Annotated in this window: 14 protein-coding genes; 3 read left to right on the top strand and 11 right to left on the bottom strand. The window is 47.5% G+C overall.

Annotated elements, in window-relative coordinates; all coding sequences use genetic code 11:
• Positions 1-69 precede the first annotated feature (69 nt).
• The 7 genes from ACQKD4_RS01565 to ACQKD4_RS01535 form a co-directional block, all read right to left on the bottom strand.
• Entirely contained in the window at positions 70-3,396 is a 3,327-nt protein-coding gene (locus ACQKD4_RS01565) for an Ig-like domain-containing protein (protein WP_427372229.1), read from the bottom strand.
• A 158-nt stretch (positions 3,397-3,554) separates the two neighbouring features.
• Positions 3,555-3,833 carry a hypothetical protein gene (locus tag ACQKD4_RS01560; RefSeq protein WP_012727334.1) on the bottom strand — a complete coding sequence of 93 codons (279 nt, stop codon included), beginning with the start codon at positions 3,831-3,833 and terminating at the stop codon, positions 3,555-3,557.
• A gap of 57 nt (positions 3,834-3,890) precedes the next feature.
• Positions 3,891-4,940 carry a C45 family autoproteolytic acyltransferase/hydolase gene (locus tag ACQKD4_RS01555; protein WP_214694477.1) on the bottom strand — a complete coding sequence of 350 codons (1,050 nt, stop codon included), beginning with the start codon at positions 4,938-4,940 and terminating at the stop codon, positions 3,891-3,893.
• Between the two features lie 63 nt (positions 4,941-5,003).
• Positions 5,004-6,740: a methyl-accepting chemotaxis protein gene (locus ACQKD4_RS01550; RefSeq protein WP_427372228.1), complete on the bottom strand. Its 1,737-nt coding sequence runs from the start codon at positions 6,738-6,740 to the stop codon at positions 5,004-5,006.
• 95 nt (positions 6,741-6,835) lie between these two features.
• Entirely contained in the window at positions 6,836-7,291 is a 456-nt protein-coding gene (locus ACQKD4_RS01545; RefSeq protein WP_427372227.1) for a hypothetical protein, read from the bottom strand.
• A gap of 11 nt (positions 7,292-7,302) precedes the next feature.
• A complete protein-coding gene (fabZ, locus tag ACQKD4_RS01540) occupies positions 7,303-7,725 on the bottom strand; it encodes a 3-hydroxyacyl-ACP dehydratase FabZ (RefSeq protein WP_427372226.1) in 423 nt (140 codons plus the stop codon).
• A gap of 13 nt (positions 7,726-7,738) precedes the next feature.
• Entirely contained in the window at positions 7,739-7,999 is a 261-nt protein-coding gene (locus tag ACQKD4_RS01535; RefSeq protein WP_427372225.1) for a DNA-directed RNA polymerase subunit beta, read from the bottom strand.
• A 194-nt stretch (positions 8,000-8,193) separates the two neighbouring features.
• On the opposite strand from ACQKD4_RS01535, the gene mscL reads away from it, so the two are divergent.
• Positions 8,194-8,571 carry a large conductance mechanosensitive channel protein MscL gene (gene mscL, locus ACQKD4_RS01530; RefSeq protein ID WP_214744537.1) on the top strand — a complete coding sequence of 126 codons (378 nt, stop codon included), beginning with the start codon at positions 8,194-8,196 and terminating at the stop codon, positions 8,569-8,571.
• 26 nt (positions 8,572-8,597) lie between these two features.
• On the opposite strand, the gene ACQKD4_RS01525 is transcribed toward mscL, so the two are convergent.
• From ACQKD4_RS01525 to ACQKD4_RS01510, 4 genes are all read right to left on the bottom strand, one after another.
• Positions 8,598-9,695 carry a glycerate kinase gene (locus tag ACQKD4_RS01525; protein ID WP_427372224.1) on the bottom strand — a complete coding sequence of 366 codons (1,098 nt, stop codon included), beginning with the start codon at positions 9,693-9,695 and terminating at the stop codon, positions 8,598-8,600.
• Positions 9,696-9,760: 65 nt separating this feature from the next.
• On the bottom strand, positions 9,761-10,543 hold the full coding sequence (locus ACQKD4_RS01520) for a flagellar hook-basal body protein (RefSeq protein ID WP_427372223.1): 783 nt from the start codon (positions 10,541-10,543) through the stop codon (positions 9,761-9,763).
• Between the two features lie 11 nt (positions 10,544-10,554).
• Positions 10,555-11,328, bottom strand: coding sequence for a flagellar hook-basal body protein (locus ACQKD4_RS01515; RefSeq protein ID WP_214792958.1), 774 nt, complete (start codon positions 11,326-11,328; stop codon positions 10,555-10,557).
• 98 nt (positions 11,329-11,426) lie between these two features.
• A complete protein-coding gene (locus tag ACQKD4_RS01510) occupies positions 11,427-13,382 on the bottom strand; it encodes a HAMP domain-containing sensor histidine kinase (protein WP_427372222.1) in 1,956 nt (651 codons plus the stop codon).
• Positions 13,383-13,569: 187 nt separating this feature from the next.
• Between ACQKD4_RS01510 and ACQKD4_RS01505 the strand changes: the two genes are divergently transcribed.
• Both ACQKD4_RS01505 and ACQKD4_RS01500 read left to right on the top strand, forming a co-directional pair.
• The gene (locus ACQKD4_RS01505; RefSeq protein WP_427372221.1) at positions 13,570-15,351 is read left to right on the top strand and encodes a sensor histidine kinase; all 1,782 of its coding nucleotides are present in this window, start codon (positions 13,570-13,572) and stop codon (positions 15,349-15,351) included.
• A complete protein-coding gene (locus tag ACQKD4_RS01500) occupies positions 15,332-16,111 on the top strand; it encodes a response regulator (RefSeq protein WP_427372220.1) in 780 nt (259 codons plus the stop codon). The genes ACQKD4_RS01505 and ACQKD4_RS01500 overlap by 20 nt, the downstream gene beginning before the upstream one ends.
• Positions 16,112-16,119 lie beyond the last annotated feature (8 nt).

Genomic DNA, 16,119 nt, shown 5'->3' with positions numbered 1-16,119 from the left:
ATTCTGATGATTTTTATGTAAAAAAATTACATAAAAATCTCCCGAACATCACGGTCGGGAGATCCTTCATTATTTTGTGACGACGACGTTAACCCGTTTTGTCGCATAACCGGCGCGCGTCATCTCCACTTTCAACGTACTACCTGCTCGTTGTTTGTTCACATACACTTTAAAGTTACCCTTCGTGTCTACCTTTACGGCTTTCCCCACTTTAGAAGAGCCGTTATATACTTGGATTGTGGCCCCAGGATGTCCCGTTCCCGTCACAGAAGTATGTGTTGCTCGCAGCGGTTTGACCACAAGTGGCTTCATCACGTACTTAATCGTTTGTGTCGAAGCAGAAGAGACGTTTCCGAATGCATCTCTGGCACGGACAGAGACCGTTTTGCCCGGTGTCCATTTTTTGATGGTATAGGTGTATACACCTGAGTTGTTCGCTTTCGTCGTATGAGTGCGACCATTATAGGAAATCAGGACGGTCGCCCCTTTATCTGTTTTGCCCGTGATTTTCGTCGTCACGGCCGATACTTCATTCACCGTCGGCTTCGTCGGTGCCGTATTGTCTTTCGCTTTGAGGGATACAGACGTTTTTTGACCGAGTTTATGATACGTGATAAATTGTAATGTCTCCCCTTCTTTATAAGCACGAATCATCGATAGTTTTAACGTCCCTGTACCATCCACGACCGTTTGACCGAGTTTTGATGCACCGCTCCACACTTCAACTAACGCATGCGCTTCACCTTTCCCGGTGAGGTGTCGGGATGCGTTTTGGAATTTGACGTTCGTTACATTTTTTCCTTCATACGGTTTTGTCACCGTTTTCGTCAGTTCATACTTCACTGTCTTATCTGGGTTGATCAGTTTGACCGTCACCGTGGCAGGGAGCGTAATATCGTTCGCCCATGTCACGACGCTTCCCATCTCATTTGGATTATATGTTTTTCCATTCACCGTGAATGTATACTGACGTTGATCCATATGGTCGAGTGGTGAATAAAACCAGATGTATTGTCCACCATCGAGGCGAATGTCTTGAATCTTTTCACCAACTGGAGCAACGTATGCAAACGTACGATTGCCTGCCGCATCCATTGACGTGATTTTTACGTGACCGTAGGAGACCCCATTTTTCGTGAAATAGATTGGATCGGTCGTCTTGATGACGAAATCACCCGTCTTCGAAACGGAGACGACTTTTTCTTTATCACTTCGGTACGTGAACGTGACCTTTGCACCTGGCTCGGTCTTCCCATAAATCACATGTTCACCCGGCAACACATGCTTTTGCTGTGTCAATTTTGGTCGAGTGATATCCTTCACGGTCACTTTATTTCCCTCTGACCAGTTGCCAGCACGGTCTTTCGCTTTGATGACCAGATGCGTGACGCCGTCCGTCAATAAATTGGATACAGGGAGTTGGGCGAACTTCGTGTACCCTGAACTATGGACAGGTGACACTAGATTTGGTTTTACAACCCCTTCACGCAGTAACGTTGTACCCTTATAATAAGCAACCGTAAAGTCCTTCACATACTCATTCGCATGCACATCAATCTGTTTACTCGTGTCTGAGAGAACTTCATACACTTGAAGGATCGGAACCATACTGTCTTCAATCGTATACGAGAAACGTTGGTCGGCTTTCCCAGTTACTTTGACGAGAAGTTCGAACGAATTTGTCTTCTCTACGTTGACTGGAAACTCAAATCGTCCTGTGCCATCGGCGGTGATGTCTTTCGTAATTCCTTTGGAAAACTGTAAGATCGCTCCAGGTTCAGTTGTCCCTTTTAATACTTTGGAATGGTTCGTCAACTTTTCGATGATTGGTTGTTGAATTGCATCGAACGTTCCTTCCACCCACTCCGAAACACGACCATCCGACAATACCGTTCGTGTCATGAAACGATCATTCACTTCAAGTGGGACAATCGGGTTGGTGAGTGATGTCTTTTCGACAAGAGATTGTCCATTCGCCTTCTCAATTTTCGTTTCAAATGAAATCGTCTGTCCCGGATAATGGAAGGCCGGTAGACTCAACACAAGACGATTCGACTCAAGCTTGATGTTCGGTTTTGGGATGATGCGGTTGTCTTCCGCCCGTACTTCCAATAATGGATTGTTTGAGTAGTTGTATTCATCGACATAGTTGACCATGAATGAGACACCATACAGTTTCGGCAAATCGAACATAATATTCCCGTCCACGTCACTCGTTTCTCGGAAACGGACTTGTGCGTAACCTGCACGCGGGTCTTGATATGTGAGCACGAACGTTTGATTCGGTGTCGCTTTCGCAATCAACTTCGCTTCCTCTAAATCAAACGATGTCTTTTCAAAAGAAATCGTCCGAATATCTCGCTTCACCTTCACTTCTTTTGTGAAAAGCGTCTCTTTGTCTTTCTTAATGGTGAGTGTGCGAATCGACTGATCATTCAACTCATAACTACAGTCAAAATAACCGTTCTCATAGCTAGTCGTGCAATACGCGTCATCGAGTTCAATCGTCGCTCCCGGGACTGTGATGCCTGTTAGCTGTGTAAATGATTCTTTGATGATAAGAAGCGGATTTTCCGTCGTCGGATGAAACGCGGGCATCTCAAACGTCTTTCCGTTCACGATTGATTTATCTACAAAATGAGAAAGTTGGACCGTGTACGTTTGTTTCTCATAAGCACGTGACTCCCATCCCGTAAACGGAAAATCAAATTTTCCTTTCGCATCAGCGCGTCCGGTCCGCACTTCAAAGTATCCAATTTTCACGTGCACTTCCGCATAAGGAAGAGTTGTTCCTGAAACACGTAATGTTTCATGTGGCGGGGCATCTAACGTCAATTCTGCCGGACTTTGAGATGCTTGATACGTTTTAATCGGAGTTGACGCCTTCTCAGGGCTGCTGACGTATACGCTTACCGTTTCTGACGTATTTTTAGGAATGCGTAACTCACCTTTTGCTTCTTTTACACGCCCTTCATATGTCGCATGAATCGTATGGGTTGGATGTGTGACAAATACAAATTCATTGTTAATGAGGCCAAGTAATGTTGCATCAATTGGAGTCACAGGATTCGATGGTGTGACTACTTCTCGCTCAATGACACGAATCAATTGATCAAAACCATTCATCTCTCGTTGATAGACTGCGACTTTCCCCACAAGTGGTTCTTCAAATGTATGTGTGTATGTAGAGTTAGCATCACTGACGAGTTTGATAACCTTTTCATTTGCCACAATCGTGACAGGTTGATTCGGTCGATCCGTCGTCCCCTCTACTGTTTTTGGATTAGAAGTCGTCGTACTCACGGTAGCTGCTTTCGTCTCATGAATCGGGAACATCGATCCGATAAGCATACATACAATGAGTAGCGGTATGCTTTTTTTCATTGTTGCAAACATCATATTGTCTCCTTTTGGTAAAATCTGATTAAACAATAAAAAATATAGCATGATTTCCAATATTCTAGTCTATGTTTTTTAAAACAAGGTCAATAAAAAGAGCCCTCTATTTTTAGAGTGACTCCTTCCGAACCGATACATTTTATATCTACTCTCACTTATCCCCGACTCTTCCGCGTCAACGTCAATCCACCAAATCCACTGATGACGGCGATATAAAATCCTAAATCGTAGAACCAGCCGGTATTGTTCACTTCATACACCCGATACGTGTCATTGAATAACCCTAAAATGAGTGAGATCGGTGCAATCCACCCGTGCCAGATGCCCCAGAAAAAGCCTGCCGGGTCCGTCGTATACGTCCCATCACCGGGCACACATCCACCGAGTAGTGTCACGAGCGTGAGCATAATGAGTATGATGCCAAATCGTTTCATCTTTCATCCCTCCTATTATGTGTATTCCCGTTTCTACAAAAAAAGCACTGACAAACGTCAGCGCCAAAGTTGGACCGTATTCGCAAACTCGATATCGGTCGCGAGTTCCCCGTCAAGCGCATGAAGGTCGAAGTCTTCCCCGTCGAGCCATTTTTGGAAATCGAAGATGACCGGGTCGCGGTCCCCGCCGAGCGCGAACCACGTCTCGAGCGTTTCCGGGAAATAGGCCGCTGTATGAATCGTCCCCGCCCAGCTCTTATACAGTTCTGAGAAGACGCCCTTATCGGTGTCGTTCATGAGGCGGAACGCACTCTCTGCGTCTTGAATCAAATGCTGTACCACTTTGATTTCCATCATGCGACGTGTGGAATCGTCCAGATGGTAGCGATTCTCGTGTTGCAGTAACTCGAAATGGTTCGTACATATATTGGATTCCCGCACCTGGATATCCCGCGGTGTCGCCTCAATCACGCGTGTCTTCGACGACTTGTCATGGACGACGTACGTGAAGGAACCGCGATGCGGAATCTCTTGTAATAAGTCGACTGCTTCTTCCACGGTCGCGCACGTCTCGAGAATGATGCGGCCGATCATCTGGCAGACAAATCCGTCTCCCGGTCGACGTCGGTTAATAAAGTTGTACCCCATCGCGAGACCTTTCTCATTCATCCCGTCCATACGTCCCGTGACACGAGAGACTGGTCCGATGACGGCATATCCGTCGTCCGGTTGAAAAACGTTATAACGCCCATCGTACGTCATCGGATGATAGTCATAGTTTCGGACGAGGAAGTTGTCTCCTGTCAGAATCGAACACCCGCTGATTGGATTATTGACTCGGAAATGTCCGAAGTGAAGCAACGTATCATTGAGAGACAGTTTGAGCTCGTCTTGAAGCCCGATCAACTCTTCCCAAATCTTCGGAGCCACTGCATCAAAGGCAGCCTTTGCCTCCGTCGCGTCAATCTCAAATCGGGGAACACGTAGTTTCCATTGGTCCGTCCGATTTTCGAGCAGTTGACTGCGTTTTATATATTGTCCTTGAAATCGACCGAAGTCGTAATGACTTCCGCGAAATTGTGTCAGTTCACTAGAGAATTGTTGCATGAAAAAACCTCCCTTGCGCCCATTATAGCGGACACAGGAGAGGTCTGTCTGAAGTGAGACTGCTTATAACTTGAACTGGCGACTCATCTGTTGCATCGATTCCGCCGTCGTCGACAAATCTTTGACGAGACGGTTCATCGTCTCACTCGTCGCTGACATCTGCTCCGTTGAAGCGGCCACTTCCTCGTTCCCGGCCGTGCTCTCTTCTGAGATGGAAGCAATTTCTGACAAGCCGTGCTGGATATGGTCTTGGTTCGTCTTCACCCGATCGAGCTGACTTCGCATCGAGCCCGTCAGCTGTTGCATATGGCGGACACTTCGTTCGATTTCCGTGAAGGCGCGCTTCGTCGACTCGAGCGTTTCCTTCCCTTCCTCTGCCGCCGTCATACTTTCCGTGAACGTCTGACCAAGGGCGATCGAATTTTGTTTGACGCTTCCGACAATTTCCGAGATTTCACTGACAGACTCGGCGACACTGTCAGATAGCTTCCGAATCTCCGAAGCGACGACCGCAAACCCTTTCCCGTGTTCACCCGCACGTGCCGCCTCGATGGCTGCGTTCAATGCGAGCAGGTTCGTCTGTTGCGAGATTTGGCGAATCATCGTGACGAGTTCCGTCACCTCGTCCGCCTGTTGTTCGAAATCACGGACTTGTCCTTGTGACGACTTCACCTGTTCATGGATATGTGTCATTTGGTCGACCGCACTCTCCATATAGCGAAGCCCATCCATCGTCACCCGACTGACGACTTCTGCCTGTTCGCTCACTTGGTCTCCGTCTGACGTCGTCTGCTCGACGAGTGTCGAGAATTCGTTCATATGTCCATAAAGGCGCATCGTCAACACACTTTGATTTTCGACACCGCTCGCAATCTCTTCCATCGTATAAGCGATTTGACGAGACGCGTCATTCACTTCTTCCGAGATGCTCGAGACGTTCCCGCTCTCGTCTCGGACCGTTTGTGCCGACGATTGGATACCAGCGATCAACTCTTTTAACATATGAGTCATCTTTTCCATCGAGACCGTCAGACGCTTGATCTCATCATTCGATTTCAACTGAATGGTTTCGACTTCTTTCGTTGCCGTCGCCAAATCGCCTTCGGCAATCGACGTCGCGACACGTTCTAACGCTTGGAGAGGGCGTAGCTTCCAGCCGAGGTACCGCCAGATGATCATGGCTGCGACGACAAGTAAGACGAGAAGACCAATGAGGATTGGTGGCAAACTCTCCGTCAACACATCTCCCGTGATTGTTGCGACTTCTGTGGCTGCCTTATCGATTCCAAGGACACCGATGACCTCGCTACCTCGTTTGATTGGGACGAGCACTGTCACATACTTCCCGTATTCCGGATCGTCAATGACGTTCGTTGTGACCGTATCGCCATTGAACGCATCCATCGCTCCTTCGTATGTCATCGCGGTAGTAGGTGTCCCAATGTCTGCTGCATCCGTTTGACTCAAACCATCAACGATGATTTGAACTTCTTCGCCCTCGGTGGCAATCGTATACACATACATGGCCCCGATTTGTTGGCGATATGTATCGAGATATTCTCGTAACTGTTCATATTGCTCATTTTTTTTCGGATTTGACAAAAAAGACGCATATGCATCCGCATCTAATGTCTCGCTAATCCGTTCTCCATCTTCAATCATCGTCGCATGTAATGTACTGAGTACGGAATGCTTCGTACTAACATATTGCACGACCCCGAACACGACGATGAGCAATGTGACGAAGGCTAACATCGCTAATACAATGCGTTTTTGTAACGACTGTGTTTTCTGTTTCATCTCGATTTCCTCCATTCTGTCCTTACCCTTTGTATCGGACAGAATGCATCAATCTCCACAAAAAAAACAGACGATTTTCGACAAAATCGTCTGTTTTATTCAATGTTTGTCGAATCGATGACTTCGAGTGGAATCGTAACTTCCGTCTCGCCTTCCTCTACGAGATGGAAGAGTGGAAGTGTATCTGATACGAAAAGATCAGGGTCGACATCGGTCTGATATTCATACGTTCGAATGTCTTCTTCCCGCTCTGCAATCAGTTCGCCGAACGGAATCGCAATCCGTTCTCCATCGACCTCATAACTCATAACCGTCGTCGGGTCGAGGCGGCGATTTTCAAGCATGCGAATCGTGAAGAGCATCGTTGTATTGTTCGTCCGTTCAAGTGAAACGGCAATCGCATCAGATTGTCCTGCCCGCTTCTCAATCATTGCCTCATCCACGTTCTGTTCGTAGACAATGTTCTCTTCGTTCGACTCTTCCGTCTGTAGTTGCTGACAGCCCACAATCGTCATTAAGCCAACTAGTAACACAATTACTAAAGCACGCATCCCATTTCTCCTTACTTCAAGGCGAAAGTGAGTTCTGCTTCACAAGCAACTTCTCCATCGACTGTGGCCACGGCACGTCCTTTACCGATCGGTCCACGAATTTTCATGATTTCTACTTCAAGGCGAAGCTGATCACCCGGGACGACTTGACGTTTGAAACGACAGTTGTCAATCCCTGCGAAAAAGGCAAGCTTGCCTCGATTCGATTCGTCTTTCAACATTGCGAAAGCACCGACTTGTGCGAGTGCCTCGACAATCAAGACGCCTGGCATGACGTTATAGTCTGGGAAATGCCCGTTAAAGAACTCTTCGTTCGCCGTGACATTTTTTAATCCGACAGCACGCTTCTTATCTTCGACTTCGATAATTCGATCAATTAACAGAAACGGGTATCTGTGTGGGATTACTTCTTTAATTTGCTCAATTGTATACATCCATCCACCGCCTTTAAGAGGTTAGCCAAAAATCGGTGATATGGCGCCACGTCTCGATGTCAAACACATCTCTCCAGTCGCCTCCGCCAATGACGCTATATCCAATGACCGCTCCGAGGGCGAGCATCGCGATTGCCAACACTAAAACGACGAGTACACGCAGTAAAATCGGGAATCGACGATGATTCGACAATCGTGATCGCTGCTTCTGCTTCGTCTCTTGTTCTGGTGAAGCTTTTTGTTCTTCCGAACTCGTTTGTTCATCGTTCGCCACGTCCAACCATCCTTTCAGCTAAAATGATTATATCATATTAGTACCTGGTATTAAAATGCGTAAATTGCTACCTTTTTAGTGTACCCTATGCACAAATGTCGAACAAGCATCCTTCCCTGACAGAAGCTGAACGATTTTTTCCTTTTCTCATAAATATGCTACGCTTATGCTATTCCATGTCAGGAGGTTTGTATATGTTAAAAGAATTTAAAAAGTTTGCGATGCGCGGGAATGTCATCGATCTCGCTATCGCCGTCGTACTCGGTGCGGCGTTCACAGCCATCGTGAACTCGCTCGTCAATGATATTTTTATGCCGCTTCTTGGAATCATTATCGGAGGAATTGATTTTTCGAACTTAAAAGCGAGCGTGCTTGGAGTGGACGTCTTATACGGGAACTTCATCCAACAAATTGTATCGTTCATCTTGATTGCTTTTGCCCTCTTCCTAATCGTCAAAATCATCAATCGTCTACAACGTGAGAAAGAAGTCGAAGAGGCGGCCGCCCCGACTCCTACAAAAGAAGAGCAGTTGTTGACCGAGATTCGTGACTTATTAAAAGAACGTTCATAACAAGCAAAAAACGCTTTGACGAATCGTCAAAGCGTTTTTTCAAGGACATGGCGAACCCGTTGGACCGCATTCGTCAGTAACGGAGCGGCTTCCCATATCGCTTCTTCTAGCGTCATGATGCGCGACACGATGGGAAAGACAGCAATAATCCCTGATTCCACATGAGCGGTCAAGTCAGATTGTCCGGCGAACACGAGTGTCGGGACCCCATATGTGTGGGCGAGACGCGCCAACCCGTAAGGCGCTTTTCCCTCTAAGCTTTGTGCATCAAACTTCCCTTCTCCCGTGATGAGCCAATCCGCACTTTTCACATGCTCTTCGAACCTTGACCAACGGACGACTTCTTCGATGCCACTCATATAGGTCGCCCCAAGTTGCAGGAGCGCGAATCCAATACCGCCTGCCGCACCGGCTCCGTCGAGTGACTTCATATCCTGATTGAAGTGACTTGCATAGTCGTCGAGTAACTGATTGTAGCGAACCACATCGTCCGCTGCCAAACCTTTCTGGGGACCGAACACGTGCGCAGCACCTCGTTTTCCCGTCAACGGATTACGTACATCAGAAGCCATTCGCCACTCAACGTCCCTTACTCTCGGGTCGAGTCCTGACCAATCGATGGAAGCGACGTCTGCAAGTTGATGTGGCATCGAGGATACAGCTGCACCGCTCGCATCTAGAAAACGAACACCTAACACCTCAAGCATCCCTTTCCCACCATCAATCGTCCCGCTTCCTCCCAGTCCGATCGTGATGACCGTCGCTCCTCGGTCTAGTGCATGAACGATTTGCTGTCCGACTCCGATCGAACTATAGCGCCATGGGTCGACGTGAGTGAGGAGCGTTAACCCTGTCGTTTCCGCCACTTCCATCACGGCGTGTTTCGTTAATGGCTCAAAACCAAATCGTGTGGGACGCTTCGTCCCATCTAAGCACGTAACGACCTCTTCCACGATGACCGCATCCTCGTGCGTTGCAAACCACGCATCAAGAAACCCTTCTCCTCCGTCTGAAATCGGGATAGTGATGACGTCATGTCCAGGCAAAGCACGACGGACAGCTTGATTCGCTTCCATGCTAGATAGCGAGCCTTTGAATGAATCCATGGCAACTACGATTCGCATCTCGTTGACCTCCCTCTCCATAACTTATACAAAAACCGCCTCTCTCACGGAGAAGCGGTCATATTTTACGGACGTAATGCCGTGACAAGTCCCATCATCTGATCACTCATCGAAAGGGCGCGCGAGTTCATTTGGTAGGCACGTTGGGTGATGGTCATGTCGGTCATCTCTTTCGTCAAATCAACGTTTGACGACTCGAGTGTCCCTTCCATCAACAAATTTCCTAATGGACGATCGACTTCAGTCTCGAGGTCGGCTGCGAACACGTTATCGCCAAGTGGACGCAGTTCAGACGTATTTCGGACTTCTACAATATCGAGTCGTCCAAATTCCTGCTCGACACCGTTCACGCTCGCCAATACTACACCGTCTTGACGAATGCGATGATTCGTCGCCTCGTTCGGCATCGTGATCGCATTGCCGTCATCTCCGAGGAGCGGGTTTCCGTTCACATCGACGAGTGTCGTCTCATCACCGACAGACAGCTGCATGTTCCCGCTACGTGTCACCCCGACACCGTTCGGCGTGTCCACGACGAAAAATTGACGGCTCGCCTTCAAGAAGACATCGAGACCGCGATCTGTCATGCGGACTTGTCCGATATTGAATTGTTGGGTGATATCAGCGACATGACCGCCTACCCCGATGCGAATGCCGTTCGGTGTATCTCGACCGACTTCGAATTCTGGACGTGGTTGGTTATCATACGCTTGCGATAAGAGTGATGCGAAGTGTCCTTGCTGACGCTTGAAGCCGACCGTATCGACGTTCGCGATGTTATGACCTGTCACATCCAGTTGACGCTGAAGTTGAGACAGGGAGTTGACCGAATTATAAATGGACTGCATGGTGTTCCTCCTTAACGAACGCGAGCGATTTCGATGGCTCGCTCGGCACTTTTATCATACGCTTGGACGACTTTTTGGTTCGCTTCAAATTGACGATACGTCATCATGAGATCGGCCATCGTTTGGTCGAGGTTGACGTTCGCTTCCTCGATGAAGCCCTGCAACACGTCAACTTGTGCTGGTGCCGGCGCATCGCCTGTCACGCGCCAATCATTCCCGACTTGTTCAAGTGTCGTCAAATCATCGATTTGATAGGCACCGAGTGTCGCCACGTTTTGACCGAGCGACGTGATGACCCCATCTTTCCCTACCTGAAACTCGCTCGAAGGGAGCTGGATGCGTTCCCCTTCATCAGAAAGTACATATCCACCGTCTGCTGAACGAAGGAATAATGCCTCATCGATTGAGAAGCGACCATTCGTCGAGTATAACGTCTCGCCTGCCTGTTCGACCGCAAACATTGGTGCACCTGTAAAATCAGCAGGAGCCTTCAAATAAAGATCTGTCGGACTTCCCGATTCCGTGATACTCCCTGCTGAGAAGCGTGGCATCGTCTCTTGAAGATAGACGCCCATCGAAAGGGTGCCGACTTCCCCGTTCACACGCGACTTCCCATTATCGGGATTGCTCACCTGCGCGAGCAACATCTCCGGAAACGATCGGACCACGCCGTCAGACGCCTTGAAGCCCGGAGTTCTCACATTGCCAAGGTTGTTGCTTAAAATCTCTTGTTGGCGCTGAAGGGCGTTCATCGCGCCTGCCGCTGTATATAATCCGCGTAGCATTGTCGTCTTCCTTTCATCCTGTAACATGATTCACTCTTTATATCGTACCAAATGAGTGATGCATTCACCGTTTTTTCAAAAAAAGTTCATCCTATGATTTAGGATGAACTTTCTTCGCTTACATGATCGACCATCGGTAACTCGACAATCATCGTCGTCCCTTCTCCGATTTGAGAACGGACATCAATCGTACCACCGTGTAGTTGGACGATTTCTTTACAGATCGATAATCCTAATCCGGTGCCGCCAATGCGACGACTCGCTTCGGATTGGGACCGATAAAACTTATCGAAGATTCGACTTGCGTCTTCCTCGGAAAGCCCGAGACCTTCATCTGTGATGGCGATTTGAATCGTATCTTCTTCACACGTCACATCGACACTCACATTTCCACCGTCCGGAGAATACTTGATGGCATTGTTCAGGATGTTCGAGAACACTTGTCGCAACTGGGCCGGGTCTCCTGCCACAAAGAGCGTTTCGTCACAGTCGAAGTGGAAGAGATGATGCTCTGTCGACCCCGCATGAATCTCAAGTAAGTCGGATAGTAAGTCATATAGACTCTCGACTTTAAACTCAGGCGTTCCCATGCCCGCCTCCATTTTTTGAACGTCTAACAAATCGCTCACGAGACGTTCGAGACGTTTCGTCTCACTCGCGATCATCTCCAAGTAGCGCTCTCGTTTCGTCTCATCTAATTGACGACTCTTTAAGAGCTCGGAAAAGCCGAGAATCGATGTGAGCGGTGTCCGCAACTCATGCGATACGGTTGCAACGAGCTCTGTCTTCATTTGATTGATCTCTGTTTCCTGGGTAATATCCCGCGAGACGAAGATGACACCGACACGCTCGTTCTGCAAATCGATCGGTTCGGCATACATCCGAATTGTCTTCTGACCGTCTTGCATCGTGTACGTGAACGTCTCATCGAACATCCCTTCTTCTTTCGCACGCTTCGTGAAGCGGTTCAGTCCTTCTTTGTCATCAATCTGATTCATGAACATCGGGTAATACATCGCAATCGGATATAAACTCCCTCGTTCAGTTGTTGGAATCGGATGTTCATATAAATCAAAGAGCGCGCTGTTTCCGAATCGTTCATTCGTCTTGAGTTCCGTGTAGACGATTGAGTCGCGCATCGTATGCAAGATTCGGGCGGTCTTTTCACGCTCAAGGTCGACTTGGTCTTGTTGAGTCCGAAGCGATGTCGCCATCTCATTAAACGCCTTGGATAATTGACCGACCTCATTTTGTAGCGGTTTGATGGGAATAAGGGTCGCGCTCGGATTCGTCGCGAGCCGCTCACTGTTCGTCATGAGCGTCTGCAACTGATTCGTCAGCCGTAAAATATAGGGTTGTAAGCCGACGAACAACAAAAAGAGGGCGCCAAGTAAAATCAAGAGCCACATCCATTGGGCTTGTACTAACTGTTTCGAGAGCGCATCGCGTAATTCACTTTCTTGAAAGTCGAGATTTGCCCGATAGTCGGTAAAGACCGACTCCATATCGACGATGCTTGCACTCATGTCCGCAGCGTTGCTTGAGTTGAGCTTAAATCGCGTCTGAGTGGACGTCTCATTTTTCGGCATGAATTGCCCGACCGTACGCATCTGTAGGAACTCTTCATCCACTTCCCCTGCCTGCTTCGCAATCACGTATTGTTCAAGCGCGGGCATGACGCGTGTCGTATAAATAGAAAAGAGGAGTCGCGCATCTTCTGCGAACTGCGTTTCTTCCTCATTACTTGCTTGTGTTTCGAACCAGGTCGTTTGCTCATCGATATTCGTTTGAGCCTTACGCACTTCCTCTAACAGGGCGCTTTCCCCAAGGAGGACGTGACCGCGTAACTCATACTGCATCGATTGCCACGTTTCAAATAAATCTGTCGCCCGTGCACGTTGCTCACTGATCCGCTCCAATTGAACGGTCGTTTGTTGAATCGATTGTTGTGTATAAAAATAGGTCCCAACCGATGTAAGCGTCACTAAGGCAATCAATATATAAAAAATGGTCATCACTTGTCGACTAATGCGTTGTTCAATCCAACGTTTCATGGAATGCCTTCTTCCTATACTCCTTGAATGTCCCGTTTCGTACGGTGAATGACTTTTCCTGTTCAAACAAAAAAAGTTCGGGTACGATGATGAGACGGAGAGTCACTGCAAAAAATCCATTCACCTATTAGGAAGAATAACGTAGTGACCTCACAAGAAACTCACAAAGAACGAAGGGAATGTGCGCATGACTCGTAATCGAATGACATTTATCTTTATCCTAGTGATGTTGATCGGAGTCAGCCTCACTTTATTGATACGACACCAGTCAATCAATCCCGCTGTCACCGTAAAACAAGGAGAAGTTTCGCTCCGCTCTTCCTCTGTTCAAGACGAGATTTTACGCCTCGACGGCTCGTGGCGCTATGAGTCGGGAATCGTCTCGGAAGTTGACCGACGCTCCTATCGAACCATCCCATTTACGACACCATACAAAGAATCCACATATGAAATCGACCTCTCACTTCCAGAAGGAACATATGCGTTACTCATTCCTTCATCACTGTCCTCCTCTACGATTTTGATTGATGGAGCATCTGTTGACACAACACGCATCGGAAATAATCGTTCAGGTGAACAACCATCACTTCTGTTACTTGACGATGGAATGAAAAATTTCCGATTGACGGTTCAACAGAAACAACAAGCAGGGAATTCAGTGCCTATCGAAGAAAGTATATTGGTCGGGCCGTTACATCAAATCATGACGGCCCAAAACGCTTACACAGGCTACGAATTTTTCATGTTGCTCATTTCCCTGCTGATTGCCATGTTCTATGCCATCGTCTATTTGTTCCATCGAAATGAACGATTATATGGCTACGGGACAGCGTTCTTCTTGTTGACAAGCCTTTCTCTCATGTCTCGGGACGGCATGTGGATCACGGGAAGTGACAAGTTGACATTAAGTTTGGCACTGTTGAGCATTATCATGTTGATCGAATTCGCGAGATGTTTGGAGCGTGTTTCGTTTGATCGGTTTTTAGCGTTTGCGAGATATCCGCTTTATGTATTGACTGTTCTAGCCATCGTCCTGCCACACTCCATTTATAGTGTGTTCGAATACTTCGTATGGATGATCGTCTTGTTCATCACGTTCTTTTGGGCCGGCTTGAACATCGGTTGGCTTCTTGAGAAGTACAAGACCACGAATACGCTCGAATTATTGACATTCACACTCGCCCAGCTTGTCGGATATATCGGCATTATGACGTCGACATTCATCGTGTCGTCCAACCAACAACTCTATGCCAACACGTTCACCATCATTTACTTCTTGTTAATGTTTTTATTGCTGCCGATTCACTTGTCTACGGACAAAAAGAAAAAGCAACAAGTCGAAGAGCTGGCCTCTCAACATGAGATGTCATTCTTTAACGCCCAAATCAAACCACACTTCCTCTACAATACGTTCGGGAACGTGATTGCACTTTGCTATACGTCACCGCCAGAGGCCGCCCGTCTCCTCAGTCATTTGAGCACGTACGTCCGATTCATTTTTGAAAATGGTCGGACCGACCACGATATCTCCATTCGACAAGAAGTCGATATGATTGACTCTTATCTCGCCATCGAACAGACTCGGTTCAGCGATTCGTTTGAGGTCGTGAAGGAGATTGATGAATCGTTATTAGACTATGCTATCCCGTCGCTTCTAATTCAGCCCCTCGTTGAAAATGCCGTTCGACATGGTCTCTATCGGCATCCAGGGCAAAAACGAATCACGCTTTCCATTCAAGAACAGAATGGAATGATTGATATCCGCGTTCGTGATACAGGAAGCGGGTTTGATCTGAATCAGTCGAACGAATCATCCGGTATCGGAATCTGTAACATAAAACGCCGAATTGAACACCTTCAAGGTGCGACATTTGATTTAACCTCTACTTTAACGCGAGGGACCTCTGTTCATTTACGGCTACCCAAACAAGAAAGGACGAATCACATCAATGCGTACGATTTTAATTGAAGATGAACATCATCTTTTAGGCATGATGGAGCGAATTGTAAAAGAAGAGCCATCTCTTGAATGGGTCGGTTCGTTCCAAAGTCCGCTTCAGGCCCTCGATTTTGTTCAAGAACATCCTGTCGACCTCGTCTTTTTAGATATCGAGATGCCTGAAATGACTGGCCTCGAACTCGCGACCTATTTGCCCGAACGGACGCAAGTCGTCTTTACGACCGCACATCAACAATATGCCGTCGAAGCGTTTAATCTGCATGCGACGCATTACTTGTTGAAACCGATCACGGAGCAAATGATTCACAGCGTCATCCCGCGCATCGTGCAACGTTATGAATCGATTCAACAAAAGAACCCACATCAATCTTGTCGCATCCAATGCTTTGATCGCTTTTCGGTTCGGACACAGGATGGAAATCTTGTGAAATGGCCGACGCAAAAGACAGAAGAAATATTTGCGTTCTTGGTGTATCACCGAAAACAAGTCGTCAATAAATGGGTGCTTGCGGAGACGTTGTACCCGGATATCGATGAGCCGCAACGTGCACTGCACAACGTATACAATGCCATCTATCGTTTGAAAAAGACGCTAGCGGAACATCAACTAGATATTAAAGTGAAAACAATCAACAACGGTTACTCGATTGAACTTGGTGAATCTTGTGTCTGCGATTATTATGAATGGTTGGATGCAACAAATTCTTCGATTTCTAAGACGGAACTGAAAAATCGATTGTTCGTCGATAAAGACTATAAATGGCACTAAGAAAAAGC

Source organism: Exiguobacterium sp. NPDC077395, from assembly GCF_050269125.1.
Lineage (GTDB): Bacteria > Bacillota > Bacilli > Exiguobacteriales > Exiguobacteriaceae > Exiguobacterium > Exiguobacterium aestuarii_A.
This window is presented reverse-complemented; position numbering and strand designations above follow the sequence as displayed.

Coding starts and splice junctions, on each gene's coding strand:
- ACQKD4_RS01565 (WP_427372229.1), bottom strand. CDS start 3,396: ATGTTTGCAACAATGAAAAAAAGCATACCGCTACTCATTGTATGTATG.
- ACQKD4_RS01560 (WP_012727334.1), bottom strand. CDS start 3,833: ATGAAACGATTTGGCATCATACTCATTATGCTCACGCTCGTGACACTA.
- ACQKD4_RS01555 (WP_214694477.1), bottom strand. CDS start 4,940: ATGCAACAATTCTCTAGTGAACTGACACAATTTCGCGGAAGTCATTAC.
- ACQKD4_RS01550 (WP_427372228.1), bottom strand. CDS start 6,740: ATGAAACAGAAAACACAGTCGTTACAAAAACGCATTGTATTAGCGATG.
- ACQKD4_RS01545 (WP_427372227.1), bottom strand. CDS start 7,291: ATGCGTGCTTTAGTAATTGTGTTACTAGTTGGCTTAATGACGATTGTG.
- fabZ (WP_427372226.1), bottom strand. CDS start 7,725: ATGTATACAATTGAGCAAATTAAAGAAGTAATCCCACACAGATACCCG.
- mscL (WP_214744537.1), top strand. CDS start 8,194: ATGTTAAAAGAATTTAAAAAGTTTGCGATGCGCGGGAATGTCATCGAT.
- ACQKD4_RS01525 (WP_427372224.1), bottom strand. CDS start 9,695: ATGCGAATCGTAGTTGCCATGGATTCATTCAAAGGCTCGCTATCTAGC.
- ACQKD4_RS01520 (WP_427372223.1), bottom strand. CDS start 10,543: ATGCAGTCCATTTATAATTCGGTCAACTCCCTGTCTCAACTTCAGCGT.
- ACQKD4_RS01515 (WP_214792958.1), bottom strand. CDS start 11,328: ATGCTACGCGGATTATATACAGCGGCAGGCGCGATGAACGCCCTTCAG.
- ACQKD4_RS01510 (WP_427372222.1), bottom strand. CDS start 13,382: ATGAAACGTTGGATTGAACAACGCATTAGTCGACAAGTGATGACCATT.
- ACQKD4_RS01505 (WP_427372221.1), top strand. CDS start 13,570: ATGACTCGTAATCGAATGACATTTATCTTTATCCTAGTGATGTTGATC.
- ACQKD4_RS01500 (WP_427372220.1), top strand. CDS start 15,332: ATGCGTACGATTTTAATTGAAGATGAACATCATCTTTTAGGCATGATG.